1 protein-coding gene is annotated in these 899 nt (G+C 61.2%); it reads left to right on the top strand.

Features of this window, described 5'->3' with window-relative positions:
- Window positions 1-36 precede the first annotated feature (36 nt).
- On the top strand, window positions 37-899 hold an 863-nt coding region (locus ABD088_RS17185), incomplete at its 3' end, for an IS982 family transposase (RefSeq protein WP_343903203.1).

The raw sequence follows: 899 nt of genomic DNA, 5'->3' as shown, positions 1-899 counted from the left end.
CTATTAATTGCCGGCGGAGGGTGTTAAGCCTTTGGTGTGAACAATCAACTGAACACCCTCCTGACAACACTCTACGTCGATTTGGAAGATCGCATAATGCCCGAGATCGGCTACACGCGATCGCACCAACCGGGGCGCAAACCACTGCTCTCCGACGCCGAATTACTGTGCCTGGTCGTCGCCCAGCAACTGATGCAGTTCAATTCCGAGACCCGATGGATACGCCATGCCCGAGCCCACCTGCGTGAGATGTTCCCCAACGTGCCCACCCAATCCGGCTACAACAAACGCGTCCGCGCCGCCGGTGTCCTGATAGCTGCGGTCATCACCGAACTCGCCCGCGACACACCCTCCTGGCACGAGGACCTGCGCCTGCTCGACTCCACTCCGGTGCCCTGCGGCAAGAGCCGCGAGACTGCCAAGCGTTCCGATCTCGCCGGGCATACGTCCTATGGCTACTGCGCCTCCCATTCACGTTATTTCTGGGGCTTCCGGCTCTATCTGATCAGCGCACCGGATGGCATGCCCATTATCTGGGGGCTGGCCAATCCCAAGATCGGCGAACGTGAAGTCACCGAAGCCCTCATCCGCCACGACCACCGCCTGGTGCGACCGGGCCAAACCATCCTGGCGGACAAGGGATTCGCCGGAAAGGAGTTCGAATCGTTCATCAGCGAGGAAGCAGCAGCTACGCTGATTCGCCCGGATCGCAAGGGCGAAGCCAAGAGATTCGGAAAGCTCGGCGGCACCCGTCAATGGATCGAATCGGTATTCGACACGGTCAAGGGCCAGCTCACGCTCGAAGAGCACGCAGGGCGAACCATCGCCGGCGTCTACGCACGCGTCGGTTCACGCCTGCTCGCCTTGGCTGCGGGCATCTGGCACAACTGGCGCCTCAA

The organism is Arthrobacter rhombi, assembly GCF_039526245.1.
GTDB classification, from domain to species: domain Bacteria; phylum Actinomycetota; class Actinomycetes; order Actinomycetales; family Micrococcaceae; genus Arthrobacter_H; species Arthrobacter_H rhombi.
Note: the sequence above shows the minus strand (reverse complement) of the source record. Positions and strands in the feature narration are given on the sequence as shown.